This is a genomic window from Cellulomonas triticagri (assembly GCF_003696205.1).
Classification (GTDB): Bacteria; Actinomycetota; Actinomycetes; order Actinomycetales; family Cellulomonadaceae; genus Cellulomonas; species Cellulomonas triticagri.
Genome location: NZ_RFFI01000016.1, coordinates 15,644 through 40,444 on the forward strand (window position 1 = coordinate 15,644; position 24,801 = coordinate 40,444).

The following is a 24,801-nucleotide window of genomic DNA, read 5'->3' on the forward strand; positions in this document are numbered from 1 at the left end:
GACTGGCCGAACTAGGTGCAGACTCACCCTTCGTGCGCCGGTGGCGGCCATACCCTGCCCGACGTGAGCAAGCACCCGGGGGGCAGCGCCGAGTCGATAGCCGCGCACATCCAGAAGCTGATCGTCGACGACAACCTCACTGCGGCCCAGGCGGTTGCGATCGCCGCGCCCGCACCACCGCTGCCGACGTCGACACGCCGACCTGGCCGGGTCGACACCATCGAAATCAGCGGAGTCCGGGGGTTCGGACCGCCGCAGACCCTCCGCCTCTCCACTGGTCTCACGATCCTGCACGCCGCGAACGGCGTGGGGAAGACGTCGTTCTGCGACGCCCTCGAGCTCGTCACCCTGGGAGCGACCAGCACGTCGGCTCAGCACCCCGACGCGAGCGCCGAGACCCGCGACAGCGTGATCATCCCCCACCGGAACCAGGCGGGCGCGATCCCGTTCCCACCACGCGTCCTCGTCCGGTGGGGAGTCGTGGATGCCACTGGGAGCTCGTGGACCGGGACCTTCGGCAGACCCGCTGACGACCCTCCACCGATCGCGGTGCTGCCACGACGACGACTGCGCGACGTCATCGGCGCCAAGCAGACCGAACGCCTGGAACGCCTCGGCACCAGCCTCGGACTCAGTGAAGCGGTCGCCACGTGGCAACAGGCCGCGAAGCTCGTGCGAGGTCTCGCCGCGATCCCCGAAGCGCCGAATCAGGACGTCGCTGCGCTCGCAAGAGCTGTTCAGGACGCGCCGACGCCCTGGCACCATCGGGAAAGAGCCGCAGTGTCAGCGGCAGTTCGGGCCGCCGCTCGAGACAGAGTGAGCGCCGCACCCGAGCGGCCCGATCGGGTCCCTCCTCGTGTCAGTGCGCCCGTCCCTCTGGCGGCGCTGCACGACGCGCGCACCGCGCTCGACCACCTCGAGTCATCGGGCGATGACGTCGACAGCCCCGATGGGCAGGAGCTCCCGGTGGCCCTGATCGAGGCACTGGACGGTGCGGTCGAGCACTCACCGGTCGGTGGCGTGTGCCCGCTCTGCGACGACGGCAGACTCACGGCGGAACGGGTGTCGGAGCTCCGAGAGATGATCATGCGGGCGCAGGCACGGGTCGAGAGGGAATCGCGACGCGGCGACCTGGCCGAGGCATTGCTTCGACTGGTCGCTGAGTCCGAGCCATGGATTCCCCCTGCTCACTCGGCGCACCAGGCCCCCGACGGCCCCGAACGAGAGTGGGGCGACACCCTGGAGGCGCTCCAGAGGCTCGTCGAGCGGCGCCGTGCAACTGTAGCCACCATCCGGCTCGACGACACCGTCGATCTGCGCACGATCCTCGGCCAGCTCTCTGCGTTGGACACGGACATCGCCACCCATGCACGCCGCCTCAGCGAGGCCCGCGACGCCGCACTGGAGCGGGCGGCCCGAGCACGGGAACGGTCAGAGATCCGGGCGTCGGAGGTCGACGGGCTTCTCGCCGCGGCGGTGGACCACGTCATCGCGGTCGCACGAGCTGACGCACTGCGCGGACAGCTGGCGGAAGCAGCGACCGAGCTCGGAGCACATGCCCGACGAGTGGTCGATGACCGTATCGCCGGACTCGCGGGGCCGATCAACGCATGGCTGCGGGTCCTTCGTCCAGCCGGGACCCCCGAGATCACCGTTGAGTGCACCCGGACGTCCGGCCGACCGGGGATCCGGTTCAAGATCGCCGACAGCTCCCCCGATGGGCAACCCCGACCGGACGCCCTGGGGCGCTTCTCGGACTCCCAGCTCGACATGCTCGGGTTGGCCGTGCAGATGGCCCGCCTGGACCGCGAGATGCCCGGCTCCGCGCTGGTGCTGGACGACCCGACAGACATGCTCGACGCGGACACGCTCGCTCAGTTCGCGCGGGGCGGTATCCCTCGGATGCTGGCCGGGGGCGATGACGCTCCGCCCCGACAGGTCGTGGTCGTCACCCACTGCCGCAGCTTCGTCCAGCAGCTCTGGAGCGTCAGCGCGGAGCACCGCACGATGCACACGGTTCAGGACTACATCGAGCAGCAGGTCGACGCGGACGATCGCTTCGCGGTCTTCTCGCCCCGCACGTCGCTCGGGATCTTCACCAAGGCCGACTCCTTCTACCGCGAGAACGTCGAGCGCGCGTCCGGCCTGCTCTGGTTCCGCAGCGCGTTCGGGAACCAGGTGCGCGGGGTGCTCGAGATGTGCGCCGCCGAGCTCGTCACCGTACTCGGGGTCGATCACGAGAAGCGGTTCACTGCCCAGTCGATCACGCTCGCCCAGAAGATGGCCGAGCTCAGCAGGGAGTTCGGGGAGCGAGTCGCGGTCGTCGACCGCTGCGGCTCACGTGCCGAGCACGGTCCCGGCGAACCTGACCGGCGGTTGCTCGCCGGCATCCTCACCCACTGGGGCAGCTACTGGCTGAACCAGAGCAGCCACGCAGACGTCGTCCTCCCGGGGATGGAGCACATCCGGGAGTTCCACGTCCAGATCGGTCGGCTGGCGCGCGCGCTGAGCGGAGACGAGCGGGTCGCGCGAGACGAGTGGGCGACCAGCTCGCGGATGGCCCTGGCTCTGCGGACCTGTCCGCGATGCCCGCCGTCCTGAGGCCGCTCAGGACGCGGCGGCGGGCCAGCCCTCGCTCGGCGCGCCGACCACGGCGACCTCGCACCGCCGGTCCTCGAACAGCCGCACGATGCTCACGGACGCGGGCGCGACCCGCAGCTGGCTCCACGACCCGGGCTGCGCGCCCATGGTCCGGCCGATCGCGGCGCGGATCGCCACGGCGTGCGACACGACGACCACGGTCCGGTCGGTGCCCGCCGCGAGCAGGGCGTCGAGCCCGGCGCCGATGCGCTCCCCCACGTCCGCGATGGACTCGCCGCCGTCGGGCCGCACGTCGGCGCGGGTGTGCCAGGGCTCCAGGCGCCCGGGCCAGCGCTCCTCGATCTCGACCGCGGTGAGCCCCTGCCAGGCGCCGAAGTCGGCCTCCTGGAAGGCGGCGTCGACGCGCGGGACCAGGCCGAGGCGGTCGCCGATGATGCCCGCGGTCTCCTGCGTGCGGACCATCGGCGACGCGACGAGCTCCGTGGGGAACGGGATGTCGCCCCACAGGTCGTGGCCGACCCGGCGGACGAGCTCCGCGGCGGCCGCCGCCTGCCCGCGCCCGCGCCCGGTGAGGGACGGGCCGGGCTCGGACGAGCCGGAGTAGCCGCGCGAGAGCGTCATCTCGGTCTCGCCGTGGCGGACCAGGATGACGGTGACGGGCTGGGCGTCGTCGAACCGGACGGCCGCGCCCGAGGGGCGGTGCCGCGGTGCGGGAGCCACCGGCCCGTCGGCGGCCATCAGAACGCGTCCTCGCCGCGCACCAGGATCCGGCCGGAGTCCTCGCAGAACACGATCTGGTCGGCGGGCGTCGCCTTGATCTGCGCGAGCTCCGTCGGCGGGACCGGCATGCCGCTGCCCCCGGAGCGGCCGTGCCGCAGCGCGGCGACCGCGACGCCGCCGAACCGCGCGCGCAGCTTGTCGTACAGCGCGATCAGGGTGGCGTCGAGCGGCGCGGCGGTGGCGTCGCGCTGGGTGCGGACCTGCTCGGCCTCGCGGTCGATGACGACGTACTCGGCGTCCCGCTCGGCCTCGATGCCCGCACGCTCGTTCAGCAGGGCGGCGTGCGCGGTGGTGAGCTCGGTGAGGGTGCCGTCGTGCGCCTCCAGGCGCTCCATGACCTCGAGCTCGACGTCCTCCAGGTCGCCCTGGCGCTTCGCGAGGGAGACGAGCTCGCTCTGCAGCGCCTGCAGGTCCTTCGCGGAGCCCTGCCCGGAGTCGAGGCGGGACTGGTCGCGGGCGGCGCGGTCGCGGACCTGCTGCACGTCGGACTCGGCCTTCGCGAGCTCCCGGCGCAGGTCCCCCACGGCGGTGCGGGACGCGGCGACGGCGGTGTCCAGGTCGGCGATCCGCCCGTCGAGCTCGGCGATCCGCGCGTGCTGCGGCAGCGAGGTGCGGCGGTGCGAGAGCTGGTCGAGCTTGGTGTCGAGGCCCTGGAGGTCGAGCAGCCGCTGCTGGTCCTGCGGGGTGGCCTGGGTCACTGGGGGTGTCCTTCCGACGGTGCGGTGCGGGGTGCCGACGGCACCCGACCTGTCCACGGGTCCGTGCGCAGGGTGCTGACGCGGGTCTCCACCGTAGTGCCGCCGGGAGCACCCGACGACGCCCCGCCGGCGAGCGCCGCGAGGTCCGTGCGCAGGTCGCGCTCCGCGACGGCCAGCCACGGCCACTCGGAGGCGAAGTGCGCGGCGTCGACCAGGTACGGCGGGCTCGCGTCGCCGCCCGCGCGCGCCTCGAACTCCGCGCGCTCCCGCAGCTCGGACGCCGGGTGGTGCCGCAGGTCGGCGGTCAGGTACGCGTCGACGCCGGCGGACCGCACGGCGTCGAACAGCGAGTCGCCCGACCCGCCGACCACGGCGACGGTGCGCACGGTCGCGGTGGGCGGCCCGGCGTACCGGATGCCCTGCACGGTCTCGGGCAGCACGGCGGCGACCCGCTCGGCGAACCCGTGCAGGGTCGTCGGCTCGGGCAGCGTGCCGATCCGGCCGGTGCCGGTGGCGGCGTCCCAGCGGGCGAGCTCCAGCACGTCGAACGCGGGCTCCTCGTACGGGTGTGCGGCACGCATCGCGGCGACCACGGCGGACCGCCGGGAGCGGGGCGCGACCATCTCGACCCGGGCCTCGACCACGCGCGCCGCCTCGCCGACGCTGCCCACCGCGGGGCTCGCCCCGGGGCCGGGCGTGAAGGTGCCCTCGCCGGTCGAGGTCCAGGCGCACCGGGTGTACTCCCCCAGCGCGCCGGCCCCGGCGGCGGCGAGCGCGTCGACCAGCCGCTCGGCGTCGCCCGCGGGGACGAACACGACGTGCTTGTCCAGCGCCGCCGCGGGCGCCGGGACGAGGGGGCGCAGGTCGGTCAGCCCGACCAGCCGCGCCAGGGCCTCCGCGACGCCGCCGTCGGCCGCGTCGGCGTTGGTGTGCGCGGTGTACAGGGCGACGCCCGCGCGGACGAGCCGGTGCAGCAGTGCGCCCTTGGCGTCGGTCGCCGCGACCGAGTGCACGCCGCGCAGCAGCAGCGGGTGGTGCACGACCAGCAGGTCCGCGCCCCACGCGATCGCCTCGTCCACGACGTCCGCGACGGGGTCGACGGCGAGCAGCACCCGCCGGACCGGCTGGGCGGGGTCACCCGTGACGAGGCCCACGCGGTCCCACTGCTCCGCCGTCGCGGGCGGGTACCGCCGCTCCAGCAGGCGGACCACGTCGGCGAGGGTCGGGGCTGTGCTGGCGCTCACGCCCCCGAACCTACCCGGCCCCGCGCCGCTCAGGGCAGCAGCATCGACTTCACGGCCCGGCGCTCGTCCATGGCGGCGTACGCCTCGGCGACGTCGTCCAACCGCAGCACCAGGTCGAACACCGCACCCGGGCGGATCGTCCCGGCGTAGACCTCGGCGGCGAGGTCCGCGATGTACCCGCGCACCGGCGCCATGCCGCCCCGCACGCCCACGTTCGTGTCGAACATCTGCCGGACGGGGAGCTCCGGCCCGCCGGCGGGCACGCCCACGAAGCCCACCTGACCACCGGGGCGCGCGGTGTCCAGCGCCTGCTGCATCGACTCCTTCGTGCCCACGCACTCCAGCACCGCGTCCGCGCCGACCCCGCCGAGCAGGTCCCGGACCGCCGCCGCGCCCTCGTCGCCGCGCTGCTCCACCACGTCGGTGGCGCCGAACTCGCGGGCGAGCGCCTGCCGGGACGCGTGCCGGGAGAACGCGATCACGCGCTCGGCACCGAGCCGCCGGGCCGCGAGCACGCCGCACAGCCCCACCGCGCCGTCGCCGACCACCGCGACCGTCGACCCGGGCACCACGCCCGCGGACACCGCCGCGTGGTGACCGGTCCCCATCACGTCCGTGAGCGTCAGCACGCTCGGCAGCAGGTCCGCGTCCGGGGCGTCCGGCATCGCCACCAGCGTCCCGTCCGCGAGCGGGACGCGCACGTACTCGCCCTGCCCCGCGTCGGTCGCCACGCCCTCGGCGTCCTGGCCGCCCCAGCCGCTGCCGTGCTCGCACGACGTGAACCAGCCCGCGCGGCAGTGCACGCACGTCCCGTCGGACACCGTGAACGGCGCCACCACGAACTGGCCGGGCCGCAGCGTCCGCACGTCCGCGCCGACCTCCTCGACCACGCCCACGAACTCGTGGCCGATGCGCCGCGGGTGCGGCGTCGGCCGCACGCCCCGGTACGGCCACAGGTCCGAGCCGCACACGCAGGACGCCACGACGCGCACCAGGGCGTCCGTGGGGCGGTGCAGCACCGGGTCGGGGACCTGCTCGAGGCGGACGTCGCGGGGGCCGTGGATCAGAGTCGCTCGCACCCGGCCACCCTACGGCGGGGGGATGGGGAGGTCCTTTTCACGCCATGGGCGCGGGTCCACCGGGCGCCCGGGTCCGCGCGGGCCGGTGGCGGACGGCGGGGACGCGGTGGTGCGTGTCGGTGGTCGCCCGCACACTGGCCCCTATGTGTGGCCGCTACGCGCAGACCCGCGCCGCCGACCAGCTCGAGCGCGACCTCGCCGTGGACCGGATCCTCGGCGAGCACCGCGGGCCGTCCTGGAACGTCGCGCCGACCCAGGACGTGCCTGTCGTGCTGGAGCGGGTGGACGACGACGGCCCGCACCGCCAGCTGCGCACGGCCCGGTGGGGCCTGGTGCCGTCGTGGGCGAAGGACGTGTCCATCGGCTCCCGGATGATCAACGCGCGCTCCGAGACGATCCTCGACAAGCCGTCGTTCCGGAAGGCGGCCGCCCGGCGCCGCGCGCTGGTGCCCATGGACGGGTACTACGAGTGGCAGCCGAACGAGCACGGCCCGAAGACCCCGTACTACCTGCACGCCGAGGAGCCCCTGACCGCGGCGGGGCTGTACGAGCTGTGGCGCGACCACAGCAAGGCCGACGACGACCCGACCCGGTGGCTGTGGTCGGTCACGATCATCACGCGCCCGGCGACGGACTCCCTCGGGCACATCCACGACCGGTGCCCCGTGCTGCTCCCGCCCGACCTGTGGGGGCCGTGGCTCGACCCGACGCTCACGGCCGCGGACGAGGTCGGCGCGATGCTCGTGCACGTCCCGGAGCCGCACCTGGTGCCCCGCGAGGTCGGGCGCGCGGTCGGCAACGTCGCGAACGACGACGCGTCCCTCGTCGCGCCCGTCGACTGAGCCGCACCGGGCAGGGTTTGCCGGAACGGCAACAGCGTTCCCGGTTTCGGCGAGCCGGTGCCTAGGGTCGGAGCATGACGACGACCCCCGCCTCGGACCACGCAGACCAGGGCCAGCACGACCAGCACGGCCACCACGAGCACGGTCAGCACGACCACGGCGCCCCGCCCCCGGTGGTCCGGCGCTGCGACGTCGCCGTGATCGGCGGCTCGGCCGCCGGGCTGGCGGGCGCCCTGCAGCTCGCCCGGCAGCGGCGGTCCGTCGTCGTGGTCGACGACGGCACGCCGCGCAACGCGCCCGCCGAGCACATGCACGGCTACCTGGGCCGGGAGGGCACGCCGCCGGACCGGATGCGGGAGATCGGCCGCGCCGAGGTGCGGAGCTACGGCGGCGACGTGCTCACCGGGCGGGTGCTGTCCGTGCACCGCGAGGACGACGGGTTCCACCTCGCCCTGTCGGGCGGGAACGGCCTCGTCGCCCGCCGCGTGCTCGTCGCGACCGGCATCACCGACGAGCTCCCCGCGATCGACGGACTCGCCGAGCGCTGGGGCCGCCAGGTGCTGCACTGCCCGTTCTGCCACGGCTGGGAGATCCGCGACCAGCGGGTCGTCCAGGTCGTCACGAGCCCGATGGGCCTGCACCCGACCTCGCTGATGCGGCACCTGACCGACCGGCTCACCGTCGTGCTGCACGACCCGACCGGCATCGACCCCGCCGCCGTCGAGGCGCTGACCGGCGCCGGCATCCCCGTCCTGACCGGCGCCGTGCAGCGTGTCACGGACGCCACCGGTGACGAGGTCGCAGACGGCGCGCTGCGCGTCGTGCTCGCTGACGGCAGCGCGCTGCCCGCGGACGCGGTCCTCACCGGCAGCCGGTTCCACGCCCGGGTCGGGATGCTGGCCGACCTCGGCCTCGCGGCGGTGCCGCACCCCAGCGGCCTCGGCGAGGTGCTCGCGGTCGACGCCACCGGACGCACCGACGTCACGGGTGTCTTCGCGGCGGGCAACGTCACCGACCCGATGGCGCAGGTCCTGCCGTCTGCGGCGGCGGGCAGCCTGGTCGGCGCGCAGATCGCCTTCGACCTCGCGGCGGAAGACCTCGCCGCTGGGCGAGCGTCGGGCACACAGGCGGAGTGGGACGGCCGGTACGACGGCGAGCAGCACGTGTGGAGCGGCAACCCCAACGGCACGCTGGTCGCCGAGGTGGCGGGTCTCGCCCCCGGTCGCGCCCTCGACGTCGGTGCGGGCGAGGGCGGCGACGCGATCTGGCTGGCCGAGCAGGGCTGGCGGGTCACCGCCACCGACGTGTCCGGCAACGCCCTCGCCCGGATCAGCGCCGCGGCCGCGCAGCGCGGCGTGGAGGTGCGCACGCTGCACCGGGACGCCAACGCGGTGGCCGCGTACGGCGACGACCGGTACGACCTGGTCTCGCTGCAGTACGGCTCGTTCCAGCGCACCCCCGAGCAGCGCGGGCTGCGCAACCTGCTCGGCGCCGTCGCGGTTGGCGGCACCCTGCTGGTGGTCAGCCACGACCTGTCCTGGCTCGACACGGCGCCGGACCCCGCCGAGCAGACGCGGATGTACGACCCGGAGGCGTACGTCGGCATCGAGGAGATCGCCACGGCGCTGGCCGCGTCGGACGAGTGGCGGGTCGAGGCGCACGAGACCCGGCCGCGCCCTGCCGGGGCCGCCAGCACCCACCACGTCGCGGACGTCGTGCTGCGCGCCGTCCGCGTGGCGGGCCCCCGCGAGGGCTGAGCCCCGGCGCCCCGTCGCCGCACCGGGTGGGCGACGGGCGGTCGGCTCACGCCGCGGCGTGCACCTTCGCGGCCTTCCAGTAGCCGCAGAACACGACATCGCCCTTGGGCACCCCCGCACCCACCCAGTGCCGCCGGGTGGCGGCGACCAGGGCCTGCTCCCCCACCACCCACGCGGTGACCGGCCCGGCGGGCACCGGGGCGGCCTCCACGGCGGCGAGCGCGAGCGGTCCGGCGACGGCGTGCGGGTCCTCGCGCACCACCCAGCGCACCTCGACGCCGGCGGGGCCCGTGAGGTCCTGCCGGTCGTCGTCGTGCGCGATCTCGACCACGGCGAGCCCGCGGGTTCCCGGGTCGAGGGAGGCGAGGATCCCGGCGACGGCGGGCAGCCCGGTCTCGTCGGCGACGAGCAGCACGTCCTCGTGGGTGGCCCCGGCGGGGAACGTGATGCCCTCGTCCAGGATCGCGACGGCGTCGCCGGGCGCGCAGGTCTGCGCCCAGGACGCGGCAGGGCCGGACGTCCCGTCCGCGACGGACCCGTGCACGACGAAGTCGACGTCCACCTCGGGGCCCTGCGGGCCCTCGGGGCGGTACGCCCGGACCGTGTAGTTCCGCAGCACCGGGCGCTGCGTCTTCGCGATGGCGAGGTAGCGCAGGTAGGCCAGCGTGTCGAGCTTGTTCGGCAGGCGGGACAGCGACGCGGCGTCCGCGACCGGGATGAACAGCCGGAACCACTGGTCGTAGCCCATCGGCCGGAACCGCTCGACGTCGCCGCCGCCGAGCGTGACGCGCACGAAGCCGGTGGAGATCCGCTCGGTGCGCAGCACGTGCAGCGTGAGCAGCTCGGAGACCTCCGGCTTGCGGCGGGCGGCGTTGACGTTCTGACGAGCCACGGGTCCTCCGGGGTGAGGTGAGGCTTACCTGACCGCGCGACGGTAGCAGGCACCCGGGCGGAGCGGAACGGGCCGACCACCCACGGCCGCACCGGGCCCCGTGGGACGCGCCGGTCCCCAGGCAGTGACCGCGGGGCGCAGGGTTGCTAGGCTTCCTCGCGTAGTCGCAGTGTTCAGCAGTGGTCTGACCGCACCGGTCCCCCGGTGCACACCCTCTCGGGGGTGCGGACCACGACCCACCGTGAATACCGGTCCTGGGTCGTCTGGGGTCGCACCAACCTGAAGGAGTTCACATGGCCACCGGCACCGTGAAGTGGTTCAACGCCGAGAAGGGCTTCGGCTTCGTCGCGCCCGACGACGGCGGCCCGGACGTGTTCGCGCACTACTCCGCGATCCAGTCCAGCGGCTACCGCTCGCTCGAGGAGGGCCAGAAGGTCCAGTTCGAGGTCACCCAGGGCCCCAAGGGCCCGCAGGCCTCGGAGATCACGCCGCTCTGATCTGAGCGCCGTACTCGCACGAAGCCCCCGTCACCGCGAGGTGACGGGGGCTTCGTCGTGCCGGGGTCCCGCCGGGCGCGCGCCGCCCGGCGGGACGGTCAGACGTTGCGGAACCGGCGGACCATCGGGCAGTCGAACGGGTCGCGGGCGGACAGCCCGACCTCGTTGAGGTACCGCACGACGATCGCGTACGACCGCACGAGGCTGGTCTCCGTGTACGGCACGCCGTGCGTCGCGCAGTGCTCGCGGACGATCTGCGCGGCGCGGCGCAGGTGCGGGCGCGGCATGCTCGGGAACAGGTGGTGCTCGACCTGGTAGTTCAGCCCGCCCATGAGCGTGCTCATCCACGTGCCGCCGGTGATGTTCCGGGACGTGAGGACCTGCTTGGACAGGAAGTCGAGGCGGCTCTCCGCGGGGACGATCGCCATGCCCTTGTGGTTCGGCGCGAACGACGCGCCCATGTACACGCCGAACACCGCGAGCTGCACCCCGAGGAACGCGAACCCGAGGCCCAGCGGCAGGAACCACAGCACCGCCGCGACGTACAGCCCCACGCGCAGCACCAGCGTGGTGAGCTCCAGCGCGACGGTCCGCGTCCAGCGCGGCTTGCCCGGCTCCGGGGTCAGCAGCGACCGCACGGACGTGACGTGCAGGTTCAGGCCCTCCAGCGTGAGCAGCGGGAAGAACGCCCACCCCTGCACGCGCGTCAGCGCCGCGAGGAACCCGCGCCGAGTGGTCGCCTGGTCCGGCAGGAACGACAGGGTGTCCATGTCGATGTCCGGGTCCTTGCCGACCTTGTTCGGGTTGGCGTGGTGCCGGCTGTGCTTCGTCATCCACCACGAGTGGCTGATCCCCACGACGCCGTTCGCGAGCACCCGGCCGAGGCGGTCGTTCGCCGGACCCGAGCGCAGCACCTGGCGGTGGGACGCCTCGTGCGCGACGAACGCGAACTGGGTCAGCACCAGGCCGAGCCCGCCCGCGATCAGCAGCTGGAACCACGAGTCACCCAGCAGCACGAACCCGGCGACGAGCCCGGCGAGCGCGACACCGAGCGCGACCAGCAGCCCGACGTAGAACCCGGGGGTGCGGTCCAGCAGACCGGCGTCCCGGACCCGGGCGGACAGCGCCTGGTACGAGCCGGTGGCGGCCTCCTGGCGGGGGCGGCGGGGCCGCTCGACGACGGTGGTCGGGGTAGCACTGGTCACGGGCGCGCTCCGGGGCCGGGTCGACTTCCCAGCCGTGGAGATGAGCAGGTGCTCGTCGTGCGGATGCTTCCACCCTACGGTGCCGTAGGTAAGTACGCCGGGTGATCTCACCGGGCGCGCCATGCCTCCGCGACACCCACACACGACGCCGAGGTCAGACCGCCCCGTGCCGCAGCGCCCGCCCGGGCCTCGCTTCGGTCCGGGCACCGTCCTCGATCACCGGCACGCCCCCCAGCAGCACCCACGGCACCCCCGCGGCCGTGAGCCGGGGCTCCGCGAACGTCGCCCGGTCGGCGACGGTCGCCGGGTCGAACGCGACGAGGTCCGCGACGTACCCCGGCGCGACCCGCCCGCGGTCGTGCAGCCCGAGCCGCCGGGCGGGCGTCCCCGACAGGTGCCGCACGGCCTCCGCGAGCGTGAGCACGCCCTCCTCGCGCACGTAGTGCCCGAGGTACCGCGCGAACGTCCCGGCGCCGCGGGGGTGCGGCTTGGCGCCGACGAGGATGCCGTCGCTGCCGCCGGTGTGCCGGGGGTGGCGCATGACGGTGCGGACGTTGGCCTCGTCGCCGACGTGCTGCAGGATGCTGGTGCCGAGCCGGTCGGCGACGAGCAGGTCGAGGAACACCTCGCCGGGCGGGCGCCCCCCGGCGGTGGCGAGCGCGGCGACGGTGCGGCCGACACGGTCGCCGAGCGCGGGGTCGCGGACGCCGGCGATCTCGATGGTGGTCCAGTCGACGGGGACGCCGTGGCACCCGTCGCTGCCGACGACCTCGACCTCGTGCAGCACCCGCGCCCGCACCTCGGGGTCGCGCAGGCGCTCGACGGTGGCGGCGGGTCCGCCGGTCGCGGCGGCGCTGGGCAGCAGCGCGGACAGCGTGGTGGCGCCGGGCAGGTAGGGGTAGGTGTCGAGGGTGACGTCGAGGCCGTCGTCGAGCGCGGCGTCGACCAGCGCGAGCAGGTCGCTCGCGCGGCCGCGGTTCTCCGGGAAGTTCATCGTCGCGTGCGTGAGATGCAGGGCGCACCCGGCGCGGCGGGCGACGTCGACGACCTCGGCGTAGGCCGCGAGCGCCCCGGCGCCGTAGGACCGCTGGTGCGGGGCGTAGAACCCGCCGTGCCGGGCGACGACCTCGCACAGCGCGACGAGCTCGGCGGTGTCGGCGAACATCCCGGGCACGTAGGTGAGCCCGGACGACATCCCGAACGCGCCCTCGCGCATCCCCCGGTCGACCTCGGCGCGCATGGCGTCGATCTCGGTGGACGTGGCGCGCCGGTCGTCGGTGCCGACGACGGACATCCGGATGGTGCCCTGGGGCAGCAGGTAGGCGACGTTGGTGGCGCTCCCCCGCCGGTCCACCTCGGCCAGGTACTCCGCGACGGTCCGCCAGCCGTAGCCGACGTCGGGGGTTCCGTTCCAGCCCGCGATCTGCTCGCGGACCAGCGCCATGGTGGTGTCGGTGACGGGCGCGTACGACAGGCCGTCCTGGCCGAGCACCTCGGTGGTGACGCCCTGCGCGGTCTTGGCGAGGTGGTCGCCGTCGGCGAGGACGGCGAGGTCGGAGTGCGCGTGCATGTCGACGAACCCGGGCGCGACCGCGAGCCCGTCGGCGTCCACGACCCGCGCACCCCGCGGATCGAGCCGTCCCCCGACGGCGGCGATCCGCCCGTCGCGCACCAGCACGTCCCCGGTGACCGGCTCGGCCCCGGTGCCGTCCACGACGAGCCCGCCGCGCAGCAGCAGGTCGGTCACCCGAACGCCGTCTCGACCAGGCCGGTGACGCGCGGGTCGGGCGACCGGTCGTCGTCGACGGTGACGATCCCGCGCCACTTGTCGAAGGTCGTGCAGGGGTGCGACAGCCCGAGCCGGACCACGTCGCCCACGTCCACGGCCGCGTCGGCGGGGACGGACAGGAAGGTGTGCTGGTCGTTCATCGCCGTGACCCGCGCCCCGGGCAGCGGCTCCAGCGCCGACTCCCCGAACCGGCGCACGCCCTGCGCTTCGGGCAGCCCCTCGTCGTACGCGAGGTCGCGCTTGCCCGCGTCGAGGAGCACGAGGTCCGGCTCGGGCCGGGACACCACGGTCGCCCAGCCGTGCAGCGCGGCGCGCAGGGGCGTCCCGGCGCCGCGGGACAGCGGGCTGATGCCCCGGTAGAACCCGTCGTCGTGCACGACGTACGCCCCGGAGCGCAGCAGCACCCGGGTGGGGCGCCCGCGCTCGCCCGCGGGGTCGTGCCGGGTGGCGAGCACGTCGGCGACGGCGTCGAAGTAGGCGCTGCCCCCGGCGGTGACGACCACCTCGCCGTCGTCGGGATACAGGTCGCCGAGGGCGTCGTGCAGCGCGCCGAGGTCCGCCAGGTACCCGCGGACCGTCTCGAGCGAGGCCGGACCCGCGTCGTGCGCGAGCGCCCCCTCGTACCCGGCGACCCCGGCGAGCCGCAGCACCGGCGAGTCCGCCACGGCCCGGGCGACGTCCAGCGCCGCGGACCGGGTGCGGGCCCCGGTGCGACCCCCGGGGGCGCCGAGCTCGACCAGCACCCCCAGCGGCTCGGTCGCCCCGGCGGCGGTGAGCGCGTCGTGCATGATCCGCACCCCGCGCACGGAGTCGGACCACACGAGCAGCCGCCCGACGTCGGGGGCGAGCGCCCGCAGCGCCGCGGGCTGGACCAGCGCGTTCGCGAGCTGCACCCGCGGCACTCCCCAGCCGAGCGCGACGGACGCCTGCCACGGCGTCGCGACGGTGATGCCCCACGCCCCGGCGGCGAGCTGCTGCTCCCACAGCACCCGGCTCATGGTGGTCTTGCCGTGCGGGGCGAGGTCCACCCCGGCGGCCGCGCACCACGCGGCCATCGTCGCGACGTTGTGCGCCACGGCGGCCTCGCTGAGCGTCACCAGCGGGGTGGGCATCCCGGCGAGCGCGGGGCGGTCGAGCGGCCACGCGGCCACGTCGGCCGGCGTCGCCCCGAGCGGTACTCCCTTGTACGTCTCCATGCCGTCAGTGCACCTCCGCCCGGACGAGCTCGTCCACCCCCCGTGCTGCGAGGGCGGTCGCGTCCGCGGCGGTCGTCGAGGTGACCACGGTGACGGCGGCCCCGCGCTCGCGCAGGTCGTGCCAGAGCTCGAACACGGCACCGCCGGGCGCCAGCGACGGCCGGGACAGCGGCTTGTCGTCCGCGTCGACCTCGACGACGACGCCCACGGTCCGCGGCTGGGCGAGCGGCAGCGCGCCGCGCCTCGCCTCGGCGACGACCTCCGCGAACCGGCGACCGAGCGGCTTGACCCGGTTCCCGGTGTCGAGCAGCCCGAGCGAGTACTCGAGGTCCTTGTAGTCCGCGAGGTCGCGGGACACGTCGTGCGAGCACCACCAGGTGACGGCGTACAGGTCGGGGGCGGTGAGCGCCGCCTCGATGGTGCGGGTGCAGAACTCCGGCATCTCGGCCTCGGCGAGGTTCATGGACGGCGCCCCGACCTCCTGCAGCCAGACCTGGCGTCCCGGGTCGGTGGCGAACGCCTTGGAGAGCTCGACCATCCACTCGGCGTGCCGCACCGACTGCGGGGACAGCGCGCCGTACCGGGCGGCGGTTCCGTTGAAGATCCACGAGTGCACGGTGGTCATGTCCCCGAGGCGGGAGGCGTGCACGGGCAGGAACGGGTGCTCGTCGCGGTACCAGAGGTGGTCGTTCTCGGAGTGGGTGACGACGTGCCGGGGGTCGCGGTCCACCGGACCGTCCAGCAGGGACGTCAGCCAGTGCGTCACCTGCGGCGAGGTCGCGGGCATCGCGGCGGGGTTCGGCGGCTGGAACTGGTTGACCTCGTTGCCGAGGGTCAGCCCGAGGAAGTTCGGCCGGTCGCGCACCGCGTCGTACACGGCGGCGACGAGGGCGGCCTGCGCCTCGACGGCGGGCTGGTCGGTGAACATGTTGCCGTCGTGCCAGTTGACCAGCCACGCGGGCACGAAGTCGAAGCCGGACATGTGCCCCTGGATCACGTCCACGGCGACGTCCAGCCCGACCTCGGCCGCGAGGTCCACGACGAGCGCGATGTCGTCCAGCGCCCGGCGGCGGATCAGCGTGCGGTTGGGCTGGAGCACCGGCCACAGCGGGAACACCCGGACGTGGTCGACGCCGAGCGCGGCGATGGCCGCGAAGTCCCGGCGGACCACGTCGGGGTCGACGGCCGTCCACTGGAACATCCAGTCCTGCGACGGGGTGTAGTTGACGCCGAAGCGGGGCGTGCGGGCGGGAGCAGGGGTCACGGTGGGGTCCTCTCGGGGTTACCGGGGTGCGGGGGCCGTGGAGTCGCGCACCACCAGGCGGCGACCGCTGACGGTCTGGGAGGTGGCGGGCTCGCCGCGCACCAGGCGCTCGAGCAGGGCGACGGCGGTGCGGGCGCTCTCCTCCACGGGCGCGTCGAACGCGGTGAGCCGGGGGCGGACCAGGGTCGACACCCAGGAGTCCTCCCAGGCGACGACGGACAGCTGCGCGGGCACGGCGACGCCGACCTCGGGGGCGTGCGCGACGATCTCGGCCGCGATGGACTCGGAGTCCACGACGAGGGCGGTGGCGCCGTCCAGGCGCGCGAGCAGGTCCGCGACGGGGTCGGCGACGTCCGGGTGCCAGGCCAGCGAGGCGGCGCCGAGCCCGCGCTCGGCGGCGGCCTCGGCGAACCGGGTGTCCCGGGCACGGGTGTGCGCGAGGCCGGGAGCGTCGGTGACACGGGCGACCGCGCGGTGCCCGAGGTCGGCGAGGTGCCCGACGACGATGGCGAACGCGCTCTCGTCGCCGACGGTCACGGCCGGGACCGCGTCGGACACCGGGGCACCCAGGAGCACGGCCGGGGCGCCGAGCCCGGCGACCAGGGCGAGGCGGGGGTCGTCCTCGCGGACGTCGACCAGCAGGAACGCGTCGACCCGCTGCTCGCTCCACCACTGCCGGTAGACGTCCTCCTCCTCGTCGGCCCGCACGAGGGTCAGCGACAGCGACCAGCCGAGGTCGGACAGCGGCTCGGTGAGGCCCGCCAGCAGCCGCATGAAGAACGGGTCGCGGCCGAAGGTGTCGCTCGCCCGGGCGATGACCAGCCCGAGGCTGCGCCCGCCCTGGCCGGAGACCTTGCGGCTGGCGTAGTTGGGGCGCCAGGACAGCTCGTCGGCGGCCGCCCGGATGCGCGCTGCGGTCGCCTCGGAGACGTTGGGGCGTCCGTTGAAGGCGTGGGACACCGCCGACGGCGAGACGCCGGCCCGGCGGGCGACGTCCGCGATCGTCACGCGTTTCGGTCGTGTTGCAGTCATGGTGCGTCCGAGGTTACGAGGGTTGACCACCGTCTGTAAAGCGGTATACGTTCCTCGGCAATCGCGAATGTGTACCGCTTTACACGACCGCGGCGGCGGGGCTCTCCCGCCTCCCCCGAACGACGCACCGCAGCTTCCAGGGAGGACCAGTGACCAACGGCGTCAGCAGGCGCACCGTGCTCAAGGCCGCGTTCGGCGGGGCGGTCCTCACGCCGCTGCTCGCGAGCTGCGGGGCCCTGACCCCCGCCTCCAGCGGGCCGCGCTCGATCTCCGTGCACACCCAGCTCAGCGGCGCCGTCTCCGGCGCGCAGGTGTTCGCGGACGTGGTCGCCGCCTACCAGCGGCGCACCGGGCGCACCGTCGCCCAGCTCAAGAACGGCTCCGACCTGCCCATCGTCTTCGAGACGTCCTCGCTCGCCGGCAAGGAGGCCGACGTCGCGGTGGTCAACATGATGGGCCGCACCCTCGGCTGGACCGGAGCGGGCGCCACCATCGACGTGATGGACCTGCTCGACGAGTGGGACCTGCGGGACAAGATCCTCCCCGAGGCCGTGGCCGAGTGGACCGACGAGCAGGGCCGGCTGCGGGCGTTCCCGTTCACCCGGACCAACTGGCCGGTCTCCTTCAACACCGCCCTGCTCGAGGAGGCGGGCGTCGGCAGCATCCCGACGACGTCGGACGAGCTCATCGCGGCGGCCGACGCCCTGCGCAGCGCGGGCACCGGCCCGGTCACGGTCGGCGGGTCCGACTGGAGCGGCCAGAAGCTCTTCCTGCAGATCCTCCAGGGCTTCGTCACGCAGGACGAGGCCCGCACGGTGTTCTCGACCGGGAAGATCTCCGAGTCGCCCGGGGCGCTCGCCGGGGTGCAGCACTTCGTGGACCTGCGCGACGCCGGGGTGTTCGTGGACGACGTCCAGGGCTACACCTCGGACTCCGAGCTCACGCAGTTCAACACCCGCAAGGCCGCCGTCGTCCCGGCGATGTCCTCCGCGCTGGCCCTGGTCCCCGCCGAGCGCGCGGCCGAGGTCACCGTGGGCGGCTGGCCCGTGCCGTCCTCGGGCGGCGTCATCGAGCGGCCGAGCGTCATCACGTCGTACAACGGGCACGGCATCTGGATCAGCGAGAACGGGCGCTCCCGGCTCGACCTGATCAAGCCGTTCGTGCAGGAGCTGTACTCCGAGTCCGTCACCGACGCGTTCATCCTCGGCTCCGGGCGCGACATGAACCGGGTCACCGACACCGTGTCCCAGGACTTCCCGCTGGTCGCGCAGGCGTCCCGGCTCACCGACGCCGACGTCAGCCACGTGATGCTGCCCGACCTGCTCATCCCCGACTCCGTGTTCGAGCCGATGATCCGCGCGACCGCGATGGCCTACGGCTCCGCGTCCGCCGAGCGGATCGTCGACACGTTCGAGAAGTCCTACGCCTCGGCCTGACCGGCCCCCGCCGCCGAAGGGATCCCCCATGACCGCCGTCGCCGACGCCGCCGTCCGCACCTCCCCCCACTTCCCCACCGACCCGCCCGCGCGCCGGCGTCGCGGCACCGTCCGCGAGCGCTTCCCCGGCCTCGCCCTGCCCGCGCTGGTCTGGTACGCGGTGTTCATGATCGGCCCGGTGGTGGCGATGCTGGTCATCGCCTTCCTGTCCTGGCCGGGCATGCTGGTCACGCCGTCCTGGGCGGGGCTGGCGAACTTCCAGACCGTGTTCGCGGACGAGACGTTCTGGGCGGCGGTGCGGAACTCCGCGGTGCAGATCGTGGTCGGGCTGCCGGTCATGATCGTGCTGGCGTTCCTGCTGGCGTTCTACGTCGTGCAGAAGCCGCGCGGGCACGGGGTGCTGCGGTACCTGCTGTTCATCCCCGCGCTGATCTCGGCGCCCGCGACGGCGATGCTCTTCTACACGATGCTCAACCCGGACGGCCTGGTGAACGGCGTGCTGCGGCCGCTCGGCGTCGAGGGCACCGCCTGGCTCGCGGACCCGTCGACGGCGCTGGGCGCGATCATCGCGGTCGAGCTGTGGAGCGGCATCGGCTACTCGGCGGTGCTGATCGCCGCCCGCCTGGACGGCGTGGACGGGGAGATCGTGCAGGCCGCCCGGATCGACGGCGCGGGCGACTGGCGCATCGCGTGGCGGATGTACTGGCCGATCGCGCGGGAGTTCATCGGCGTCGTGACGATGCTGCAGTTCCTGTCGCTGCTGTTCAACTCCGCGCAGAACGTGCTGCTGCTGACCCAGGGCGGACCGGGCACCGAGACGACGACGCTCGCGTACCTGATCTACCAGAAGGCCTTCGTGGAGGCGGACCTCGGCTACAGCCAGGCGGTCGGCGTGATCCTCTTCGTGATCGGCCTGATCGGCATGGGCACCATCCGCCGCGTCCTGCGCGCCACCCACTGACCCCCGAGGAGACCGCCATGGCCCGGCGCACCACCGCCCTCCCCCTGCGGGACCGCATCGGCTCGCTCACCAGCGGCACGCTCGCGTGGCTGTACGCCGCGCTGCTGCTGGTCCCGCTGTACTTCTTCGTCGTCTCGGCGTTCAAGTCGAACGAGCAGATCTTCGAGTCCCCGCTGACGCTGCCGACCGACTGGGACCTGTCGAACGTCACCACCGCGATCCGGCAGGCCGACCTCGGCCTCGCGGTCGCGAACTCCGCCATCACCACCGTCGCCGCCCTGGCGCTGACGCTGCTGCTCGCGCTGCCCGCGTCCTTCGCGCTCGCCCGGTCCACGGGGCGCGCGGGCAAGGTCGTCGAGGGGGTGTTCGCGCTCGGGTTCCTCATCCCGTCGTTCGCGGCGCTGTTCCCGACGTTCCTGCTCGCCGCCGCGCTGGGGCTGTTCCACACCCGGACGTTCGTGGTGTTCCTGCTGCCCGCGACGGCCCTGCCGCTGTCGGTCGTGATCCTCACGTCGTTCATGCGGACCATCCCGCGCGAGCTGGAGGAGGCCGCGTCGATGGACGGCGCGACGTCGTTGCAGGTGCTGCGGCAGGTGTACCTGCCGATCTGCGTGCCCGGCATCGCGACCGTGCTGCTGCTGAACTTCCTGTCGTTCTGGAACGCGTACCTGTACCCGCTCATCCTCATCGGCCCGGACACCGCGCAGCGCACCATCCAGGTCGCCCTGCCGACGCTGAAGGTCGATGCGGGCACCGACTACGGCGTGCTGATGGCGGGCACGCTGGTCACGCTGCTGCCGGTGTACCTGGTGTACTCGGTGCTGCAGAAGCAGATGCAGCGCGCGCTGCTGTCGGGAGCGGTCAAGGGATGACGACGGGCACCACCACGGTCGACGCAGCGGCGCTGCCGCTGCGGACGCGGATCGGGCAGGTCAACCAGCGGCTCAAGGGCTGGGAGGCGGTGCGCTGGGTCGACGGCGCGCCGCGGGTCACCGACGTGCTGCGGCGCGAGGTGGACCGCTGGGGCGGGCTCGGCGCGCTGTACGGCGTGCTGCGCGCGGACCCGTGGTCGGCGGTGCGCTGGGCGGACGGCATCCCGCCGGAGCGCAGCGCCGAGGCGTACGCCGCGGTGCAGGAGCACGTCACCCGGTACGGGGACGGGCTGCCGGTGCTGTTCGTCGAGGAGGTCCCGCACGGGCTCCAGGCCCTCGGCGGGACGACGCTGCCGGTCAACCTCGCGCTCGGCGCGGGCATGGACGTCGACCTCGCGCACGACCTCGCCGCGCTGGTCGCCGCCGAGGTGCGCGCCCGGGGCACGCACGTCGCGCTGGTGTCCGGCCTCGACGTGCTCCGCGACCCCCGCTGGGGGCGGGCCGAGGAGTGCTTCTCCGAGGACCCGGCGCTCGCCGCGCTGCTGGTCGAGGCCACCGTCCGCGGGATGCAGGGCACGACCTCCGGCGCGGACGCCATCGACGCCGCGCACGTGGCCGTCGTCGCGAAGCACCTCGCCGGGCAGGGTGCGGGCGTCGGCGGGCGCAACGGCTCCGGCGCGCCCATCGGGCGGCGGGAGCTCGGCGAGATCCACCTGCGGCCCGCGCACGCCGCCGCCCGCGTCGGGGTCGCCGGGTACATGGCCGCGTACAACGACGTCGACGGCGTGCCGTGCAGCGCGAACCGCGACCTGCTCACCGGGACGATCCGCGAGCGGTGGGGCTGGGACGGCCTGGTGATGGCCGACGGCACCGCGATCGACCGGCTGCGGGACAGCGCGCCCGACCCGGCGTCGGCCGCGGCGCTGGCGCTGGAGGCCGGGGTGGACCTCAGCCTGTGGGACGAGGCGTACACGCACGTCGAGGAGGCGCTGGACCGCGGGCTGGTCGCGGAGGCCGTGCTGGACCGGGCCGTGGACCGGGTGCTCGCGCTGAAGCGCCGCATCGGGCTGCTCGGCCCGGACTCCCCTGCCGCACCGGCCACCGGGTCGGCCGGGCTGCCGGGTGGCCTCGACGTGCGGCCGCAGGCGCCCGCGACGTCCCCGACGAGCGAGGCCGGACGCGAGCGGATCGCCCTGCTCGCCCGGGCCGCCCGGCAGTCCGTCGTGCTGCTGCACGACGAGGGCGTGCTGCCCCTGCGCGCGGACGCGACCGTCGCCGTGGTCGGCCCGAACGCCGACGACCTCGACGCGCAGCTCGGCGACTACACGCCGCCGCGCCCCGACCCCGACTCGGAGGCGTCGACCGTGCTGTCCGCGCTGCGCGACCGGCTCGGGGCGGACCGCGTGCGGCACGCCCCCGGCAGCCGGCTGCGCGGCCCGCTCGACGACCCGGCCGCGCTGGACGCCGTGCGCGACGCGTGCGCGGCGGCGGACGTCACCGTGGTCGTGCTCGGCGGCACCAGCCGGCGCGGCTACGACGACGAGTTCGCCGACAACGGCGCCGTCGAGGGCCCCGCCCCCGACACCACGAACGGCGAGGGCGTCGACCTGGCGTCGGTCGCGCTGCCCGAGGCGCAGATCGCCGTGGCGCGCGCCGCCCGGGCCGCCGGACGACCCGTGGTGGGCGTCGTGCTCGACGGGCGACCCCGGGTGCTGACCGCGCTCACCCCCCTGGTCGACGCGCTGCTCGTGGTGCCGTTCCCCGGACCGCGCGGCGGCGAGGCCGTCGCGGAGGCGCTGCTCACCGGGACCGCGCCGGGGCGGCTGCCCGCGACGTTCCCGAGCGCCGACGGCGTCATGCCGGTCGCGCACGACGAGCGCCGGGAGACGGCGCGCGGCTACGTGGACGCCAAGGAGGTGCGCGGGTGGGTGCTCGGCACCGCCCACGCGCCCGGCGTGACCGCGACGCTGCGTGAGGACACGGTGTCGGTCACGGCCGCCGCGCTCGCCGACGGGGCGACCGCGACCCTCACCGTGGACGTCCGCAACGACGGCCCACGGACCGTCACGCTGCCCGTCCCGCTGTGGGGTCAGCGCCGCGAGCGCGGCATCCGACCCCGCCGCCGTGGTCTCCTGGGGGTGCAGCACGCCACCGTCGCACCCGGCGGGTCGGTCGCGCTCACGTACCCGCTGGGCCTGGACGCGCTCGGCTCGTGGGCCGACGGGTCGCCGGTCGCGGTGCCCGTCACCGTGGCGGCGTGGTGCACGCCCGACCCCGACGCCCCCGCCGGCACCGCCGCCGTGCGGGTCACCGACCAGGAAGGCACCACCCCGTGGGAACGCTGACGACCACGCTCGACCCGGCCGTCTCGGAGGTGGTCGACGCGGCCGCCGCCCGGGTCCGCGCCGCCGCCGGGGACCGCATCGGCGACATGGTGGGCGCGGCCCTGCGCCGCACCCTGACCGACACCGTGACCCTCGGCGAGGACGGCACCGCGTTCGTCATCACCGGGGACATCCCCGCGATGTGGCTGCGGGACTCCACCACGCAGCTCACCCCGTACCTGCGGTTCCTCGCGGACTGCCCGCCGCTGGCCGACCTCGTCGCGGCCGTCGTGCGGCGCCAGCTCGCGCAGCTCGCCCACGACCCGTACGCCAACGCGTTCAACGACGGGCCCACCGGCGCGCACTACGACCCCGAGGACGTCTGCGACGACCCGCACGTGTGGGAGCAGAAGTACGAGGTCGACTCCCTCGCCTACCCCGTGACGCTCGCGCACCGGCTGTGGCGCTCCACCGGCCGCACGGACGTGTTCGACGCCCGCGCGCACGACGTGCTGCGGACCGTGGTCCGGCAGCTGCGCGCCGAGCAGCGGCACGACGAGTCGCCCTACCGGTTCTCCCGGGCGACGACCATCCCCACCGAGACGCTCGCCCGCGACGGCCGGGGCACCCCGGTCGCCGTCACCGGGATGACGTGGAGCGGGTTCCGGCCGTCCGACGACGCCTGCACCTACGGGTACAACGTGCCCGCGAACCTGTTCGCCGCGCAGGCGCTGCTCGCCGTCGCCGACATCGCCGCCGAGGTCTACCGGGACACCGCCCTGGTCGAGGACGCCCGGACGCTGTCGCGCGAGCTCACCGCCGGGGTCGCCAAGCACGGGGTCGTGCCCGGGCCGGGCGGCGAGGACGTCTACGCGTACGAGGTCGACGGGCTCGGCGGTGTGCTGCTGATGGACGACGCCAACACCCCGTCCCTGTTGTCGCTGCCGCTGATCGCGCCCGACGTCCTCGACCGGGGCGTGTGGGAGGCCACCCGGCGGTTCGTGCTCAGCCCGGACAACCCGTACTACTACTCCGGGACCGTGGCCGCCGGGGTCGGCAGCCCGCACACGAAGCCCGGGCGGGTGTGGCCCATCGCGCTCGCCGTCGAGGGGCTGGTCGGGACGCCGGCCGACCGGGTGCGGCTGCTGCACCTCATCGCCGACACCGACGGCGGCACCGGGCAGGTGCACGAGTCCTTCGACCCGTCCGACCCGACCCAGTTCTCCCGCCCGTGGTTCTCGTGGGCGGACTCGATGTTCTGCGAGCTCGCGCTCGCCGTGGCGGACGACGCCGCACAGCCCCGACCCTCTCAGGAGCAGGCATGACCACCGCCAAGACCCCCGTGTCCACCCCCGACGCCCCGGCGCCCGCGCACACCTTCCACCAGGGGGTCCGCACCGGGCCGTTCGTGCAGGTCTCCGGGCAGGGCCCCGTCGACCCCGCCACCGGCGAGTACCTCCACCCGGGCGACGTCGCGGCGCAGACCACCCGCACGCTGGAGAACGTGCGCGCGATCGTGGAGGCGTCCGGGGCGACGTTCGACGACGTCGTCATGCTGCGCGTCTACCTGACCACCCGCGAGGACTTCGCGGCCATGAACGAGGCCTACGGCGCCTTCGTCGAGGCGCACTCCCCCGGCGGCGTCCTGCCCGCCCGCACCACGGTCATGGTCGAGCTCCCGCGCGAGGAGATGCTGGTCGAGATCGACGCGTTCGCGATCATCCCCTGACGCGACGCGCGAGTCCCCACCGTCCTCGTGCCGCCCCACGTGCACGGGTGGCGGCACGGGGACCGCGGGGCGACGCCTACGGCTCCCGCACCGGCTCCCCGTGATCGAGGGTGGTGGGGGCGGACGGCGTCGGCCGGGCGGCGACGCCCGCGAGGCGCAGGACCACCGCCAGGCCCTCCGCGGAGCCCGGCCAGTGGCGGGTCAGGGTGTCCGCGCCCGCGCGGCGGGCGACCGCGCGCAGGACGAGCACGACCACCACCGCGTCGTCCGCCCAGCCGAGCACCGGCACCACGTCGGGGACCAGGTCCACCGGGGACGCGAGGTACGCGAGCAGCAGCCACAGCGCGACCCGGCACCCACGCGGCACCGCCCGGTCGGTGGCGACGCCCCGCACCATGCGGGCCACGTCCGGCAGCAGCCGCAGCGCGTCGCGCAGCGTCGTCGTCCCCGGGCGCGCGACCCACAGGGCCACCACCAGGACCAGCCACACGAGCAGCAGGCCGCCGACGACCGGCAGCACGACCCGCAGCAGGACGTCGGTCACGGGGACTCCTCGGGGCTGGCGCGGCGGGATCGGTCGGCGCGGATCAGGGTGCCACACCA

General features: G+C 74.7%; 21 protein-coding genes. 10 read left to right on the top strand and 11 right to left on the bottom strand.

Annotated features, from left to right (window positions below; all coding sequences use genetic code 11):
- The first annotated feature begins 63 nt into the window (after window positions 1-63).
- Window positions 64-2,601, top strand: a complete 2,538-nt coding sequence (locus EBM89_RS04570) for an ATP-binding protein (RefSeq protein ID WP_158609495.1) — start codon at window positions 64-66, stop codon at window positions 2,599-2,601.
- A 6-nt stretch (window positions 2,602-2,607) separates the two neighbouring features.
- On the opposite strand, the gene EBM89_RS04575 is transcribed toward EBM89_RS04570, so the two are convergent.
- The 4 genes from EBM89_RS04575 to EBM89_RS04590 are packed head-to-tail and all read right to left on the bottom strand — an operon-like array spanning window position 2,608 to window position 6,402.
- Window positions 2,608-3,339, bottom strand: a complete 732-nt coding sequence (locus EBM89_RS04575; protein WP_122148276.1) for a histidine phosphatase family protein — start codon at window positions 3,337-3,339, stop codon at window positions 2,608-2,610.
- A complete protein-coding gene (locus EBM89_RS04580) occupies window positions 3,339-4,079 on the bottom strand; it encodes a zinc ribbon domain-containing protein (RefSeq protein WP_122148277.1) in 741 nt (246 codons plus the stop codon). Before EBM89_RS04580 ends, EBM89_RS04575 begins: the two co-directional genes overlap by 1 nt.
- Window positions 4,076-5,323: a Nif3-like dinuclear metal center hexameric protein gene (locus tag EBM89_RS04585; protein WP_122148278.1), complete on the bottom strand. Its 1,248-nt coding sequence runs from the start codon at window positions 5,321-5,323 to the stop codon at window positions 4,076-4,078. Before EBM89_RS04585 ends, EBM89_RS04580 begins: the two co-directional genes overlap by 4 nt.
- A 29-nt stretch (window positions 5,324-5,352) precedes the next feature.
- Window positions 5,353-6,402: a zinc-dependent alcohol dehydrogenase family protein gene (locus tag EBM89_RS04590; RefSeq protein ID WP_122148279.1), complete on the bottom strand. Its 1,050-nt coding sequence runs from the start codon at window positions 6,400-6,402 to the stop codon at window positions 5,353-5,355.
- 143 nt (window positions 6,403-6,545) lie between these two features.
- Between EBM89_RS04590 and EBM89_RS04595 the strand changes: the two genes are divergently transcribed.
- Together EBM89_RS04595 and EBM89_RS04600 are read left to right on the top strand one after the other, a co-directional pair.
- Window positions 6,546-7,244, top strand: coding sequence for an SOS response-associated peptidase (locus EBM89_RS04595; RefSeq protein ID WP_122148280.1), 699 nt, complete (start codon window positions 6,546-6,548; stop codon window positions 7,242-7,244).
- A 74-nt stretch (window positions 7,245-7,318) separates the two neighbouring features.
- Window positions 7,319-9,001, top strand: coding sequence for an SAM-dependent methyltransferase (locus EBM89_RS04600; protein WP_122148281.1), 1,683 nt, complete (start codon window positions 7,319-7,321; stop codon window positions 8,999-9,001).
- 46 nt (window positions 9,002-9,047) lie between these two features.
- Here EBM89_RS04600 and EBM89_RS04605 read toward each other — a convergent pair whose 3' ends face one another.
- Window positions 9,048-9,893, bottom strand: coding sequence for a siderophore-interacting protein (locus EBM89_RS04605; protein WP_122148282.1), 846 nt, complete (start codon window positions 9,891-9,893; stop codon window positions 9,048-9,050).
- A gap of 293 nt (window positions 9,894-10,186) precedes the next feature.
- Between EBM89_RS04605 and EBM89_RS04610 the strand changes: the two genes are divergently transcribed.
- Entirely contained in the window at window positions 10,187-10,390 is a 204-nt protein-coding gene (locus EBM89_RS04610) for a cold-shock protein (protein WP_122148283.1), read from the top strand.
- A 98-nt stretch (window positions 10,391-10,488) separates the two neighbouring features.
- Here EBM89_RS04610 and EBM89_RS04615 read toward each other — a convergent pair whose 3' ends face one another.
- The 5 genes from EBM89_RS04615 to EBM89_RS04635 all read right to left on the bottom strand — a co-directional run bounded on the left by EBM89_RS04615 (window position 10,489) and on the right by EBM89_RS04635 (window position 16,852).
- A complete protein-coding gene (locus EBM89_RS04615; protein ID WP_233571535.1) occupies window positions 10,489-11,595 on the bottom strand; it encodes a fatty acid desaturase family protein in 1,107 nt (368 codons plus the stop codon).
- A 154-nt stretch (window positions 11,596-11,749) separates the two neighbouring features.
- The gene (locus EBM89_RS04620; RefSeq protein ID WP_122148285.1) at window positions 11,750-13,342 is read right to left on the bottom strand and encodes an N-acyl-D-amino-acid deacylase family protein; all 1,593 of its coding nucleotides are present in this window, start codon (window positions 13,340-13,342) and stop codon (window positions 11,750-11,752) included.
- Window positions 13,339-14,580, bottom strand: a complete 1,242-nt coding sequence (locus EBM89_RS04625) for a type III PLP-dependent enzyme domain-containing protein (RefSeq protein WP_122148286.1) — start codon at window positions 14,578-14,580, stop codon at window positions 13,339-13,341. The genes EBM89_RS04620 and EBM89_RS04625 overlap by 4 nt, the downstream gene beginning before the upstream one ends.
- A 4-nt stretch (window positions 14,581-14,584) precedes the next feature.
- The gene (locus EBM89_RS04630) at window positions 14,585-15,844 is read right to left on the bottom strand and encodes a glycoside hydrolase 5 family protein (protein WP_233571536.1); all 1,260 of its coding nucleotides are present in this window, start codon (window positions 15,842-15,844) and stop codon (window positions 14,585-14,587) included.
- A gap of 18 nt (window positions 15,845-15,862) precedes the next feature.
- Complete coding sequence (locus tag EBM89_RS04635) at window positions 15,863-16,852, bottom strand: LacI family DNA-binding transcriptional regulator (RefSeq protein WP_233571537.1); 990 nt, start codon at window positions 16,850-16,852, stop codon at window positions 15,863-15,865.
- A 173-nt stretch (window positions 16,853-17,025) separates the two neighbouring features.
- Between EBM89_RS04635 and EBM89_RS04640 the strand changes: the two genes are divergently transcribed.
- Genes EBM89_RS04640 through EBM89_RS04665 form a run of 6 tightly spaced genes read left to right on the top strand, consistent with a single transcriptional unit; the run spans window position 17,026 to window position 24,198 of the window.
- Window positions 17,026-18,312 carry an ABC transporter substrate-binding protein gene (locus EBM89_RS04640; protein ID WP_122148288.1) on the top strand — a complete coding sequence of 429 codons (1,287 nt, stop codon included), beginning with the start codon at window positions 17,026-17,028 and terminating at the stop codon, window positions 18,310-18,312.
- Between the two features lie 28 nt (window positions 18,313-18,340).
- Complete coding sequence (locus EBM89_RS04645; protein ID WP_122148289.1) at window positions 18,341-19,273, top strand: carbohydrate ABC transporter permease; 933 nt, start codon at window positions 18,341-18,343, stop codon at window positions 19,271-19,273.
- A gap of 17 nt (window positions 19,274-19,290) precedes the next feature.
- Window positions 19,291-20,145: a carbohydrate ABC transporter permease gene (locus tag EBM89_RS04650; RefSeq protein ID WP_122148290.1), complete on the top strand. Its 855-nt coding sequence runs from the start codon at window positions 19,291-19,293 to the stop codon at window positions 20,143-20,145.
- Window positions 20,142-22,490 (top strand): glycoside hydrolase family 3 protein, encoded by a 2,349-nt coding sequence (locus EBM89_RS04655; RefSeq protein ID WP_122148291.1) that lies wholly within the window; start codon window positions 20,142-20,144, stop codon window positions 22,488-22,490. The genes EBM89_RS04650 and EBM89_RS04655 overlap by 4 nt, the downstream gene beginning before the upstream one ends.
- Complete coding sequence (locus tag EBM89_RS04660; RefSeq protein ID WP_233571538.1) at window positions 22,478-23,794, top strand: glycoside hydrolase family 125 protein; 1,317 nt, start codon at window positions 22,478-22,480, stop codon at window positions 23,792-23,794. The genes EBM89_RS04655 and EBM89_RS04660 overlap by 13 nt, the downstream gene beginning before the upstream one ends.
- Entirely contained in the window at window positions 23,791-24,198 is a 408-nt protein-coding gene (locus EBM89_RS04665) for a RidA family protein (protein ID WP_122148292.1), read from the top strand. Before EBM89_RS04660 ends, EBM89_RS04665 begins: the two co-directional genes overlap by 4 nt.
- 76 nt (window positions 24,199-24,274) lie before the next feature.
- Here EBM89_RS04665 and EBM89_RS04670 read toward each other — a convergent pair whose 3' ends face one another.
- On the bottom strand, window positions 24,275-24,742 hold the full coding sequence (locus tag EBM89_RS04670; RefSeq protein WP_199731976.1) for a DUF1232 domain-containing protein: 468 nt from the start codon (window positions 24,740-24,742) through the stop codon (window positions 24,275-24,277).
- Between the last annotated feature and the right edge of the window lie 59 nt (window positions 24,743-24,801).